The organism is Candidatus Magnetobacterium casense, from assembly GCF_019173545.1.
GTDB classification, from domain to species: Bacteria; Nitrospirota; Thermodesulfovibrionia; order Thermodesulfovibrionales; family Magnetobacteriaceae; genus Magnetobacterium; species Magnetobacterium cryptolimnobacter.
The window spans coordinates 1-2115 of record NZ_JABXWD010000515.1 but is presented as its reverse complement, the minus strand read 5'-3'; the positions used below and the strand labels follow the sequence as shown (position 1 = coordinate 2115).

The window sequence follows — 2115 nt, the reverse complement described above, 5'->3', positions numbered from 1 at the left end:
GGCGATGAGGGCGACCCCGGTGCCTTTATGGACAGGTCGATTATGGAGGGCGACCCGCATGGACTTATAGAGGGTATGCTCCTGTGTGCCTATGCCATTGGTGCTCAGTACGGTTACATCTACGTAAGGCACGAGTACCCGCTGGCCGTGGTCAACCTCAAGCACGCCATTAAGCAGGCCACGGAAATGGGCTTCCTGGGCGATAACATCCTGGGGACCAACTTCAGCTTTTCACTGGACACCAGAGAGGGTGCCGGAGCGTTTGTCTGTGGTGAGTCCACGGCGCTGGTGGCCTCCATTGAGGGCGAGCGAGGATTCCCACGTCCCAGACCCCCAAGGCTCTCCGAGTATGGCGGAGGCGTCTGGAACTATCCCAGCAACCTCAACAACATAGAGACCTTTGCATGTGTGCCACACATAATCGAAAACGGGTCGGATTGGTTTAAGAGTATCGGCACGGTCAACTCACCGGGTACCAAGGTGTTTGCGCTGACGGGTAAGGTCAGAAACACCGGTCTGGTGGAGGTCCCGATGGGGATCACGCTGCGTGAGATCATCTTTGAGATCGGCGGCGGAATCATGGACGGCAAGAAGTTCAAGGCCGTGCAGACCGGAGGCCCATCCGGTGGATGTCTGCCGGAGGAGTACCTTGACATGCCCGTGGACTTTGACTCGCTGGCCAACGTGGGGTCGATGATGGGCTCCGGCGGTATGGTCGTCATGGACGAGGAAACCTGTGTGGTGGACGTTTCGCGCTTCTTCCTGACATTTACCAAGGAAGAGTCCTGCGGCAAGTGTCCCCCGTGCAGGATCGGTACGTATCAGATGCTCGACATCCTCAACAAGATAACCGCCGGAAAGGGCGAACCCGAAGACCTCGAGCGTCTGGAATGGCTCAGTAAACGTGTACAGAATATGTCCCTGTGCGGCCTCGGTCAGAGTGCGCCTAACCCAATCCTGTCAACGCTCAAGTACTTCAGACAAGAATACGAAGAGCACGTACACGACAAATACTGCCGTGCCAAGGTCTGTAGCGGCCTTGGGCAGTTTACCATTGACCATGCCATGTGTTTCCTGTGTGGTCTGTGCAAGCAGGCATGTGCCTTTAACGCCGTCAAGGAGACCAGACGCACGTATTTCATTGACCAGGACGAGTGTACCAAGTGCAAGGCCTGTTACACGGCCTGTCCAATTGGGGCAGTCAAGATCGGCAAGGTTCCAAAACCTAAGCCAGTCGCTGCCGGGAGATAGAGACTATGCCAGAAGAGACTATAACGATGACGGAAAAGAAAGAGAAGGACATAAAAGAGATCGCACGGGACGTCGAAAAGTATAAGTGCGCCGTGCAGAAGGCCATTATGTTCCTGGATGAGTTCATAGATGGTCCTATGTGTGCTCGTTGCCTGCCCTGTCCAATGGGCAGTTACGAAATGCGCATCCGGATGCGCAGGTTGGCCGACGGCAAGGCCACGGAGCTGGACGTACAGGCCATCCGGCGGATAGCACCGCTGATGCTGGAGTCCTCCATGTGCAAGAAGGGTAAGGACACGGCCAAGTTTATCATCGACACGATTGAAAACTCCCCCAACCTCTACTCGTTGCACGTGGAGGGGGTGTGTCCGGACAAGGAGTGCAAGTCGCTAATCGTTTACAAGGTGATAGAGGACAAGTGTGTCTCCTGCGATGAATGCCGCGTGGTCTGTAAAGATTTTGCCATCGTTGGGGAGCGGAAGAAGTCATACCTGGTGGGTTACATACCCTACGAAATAGTGGATAAGCGATGCAGCAGGTGTGGTCTGTGTATTTCGGCCTGCACCTATGGCGCCATTGAGATCGTTGATGCAAAGGCGACAACTGTTGTCCCTGCATGATCTCACATGGATGGTTTTCATGGTATCTTCTTAAAAAAAACATGGCAAACCTTCTTAGCAACCAAGTGTACCCCGGAGCTAAAAAGAAGGGGTCAAGGGGGCGGGCCCCCTTGCAGGGGAGGTCTGAGGAGGGGGCGGAGCCGCCCTCCTTCTTTCTCTTACTACCATGCGATATAAAGAAGATACGTTTTATGAGTAACATAAGACTTATACAAAAGGAGACTTAGCAATGTCTGAGCTTGTA

General features: G+C 54.1%; 2 protein-coding genes. Both read left to right on the top strand.

Annotated elements, in window-relative coordinates:
- Positions 1–1251, top strand: a 1251-nt coding sequence (locus tag HWQ67_RS17050; RefSeq protein WP_218253890.1) for an NADH-ubiquinone oxidoreductase-F iron-sulfur binding region domain-containing protein, incomplete at its 5' end; no start/stop codon positions are given.
- A 5-nt stretch (positions 1252–1256) separates the two neighbouring features.
- A complete protein-coding gene (locus tag HWQ67_RS17045; protein WP_218253889.1) occupies positions 1257–1871 on the top strand; it encodes an NADH-ubiquinone oxidoreductase-F iron-sulfur binding region domain-containing protein in 615 nt (204 codons plus the stop codon).
- Positions 1872–2115: the final 244 nt, after the last annotated feature.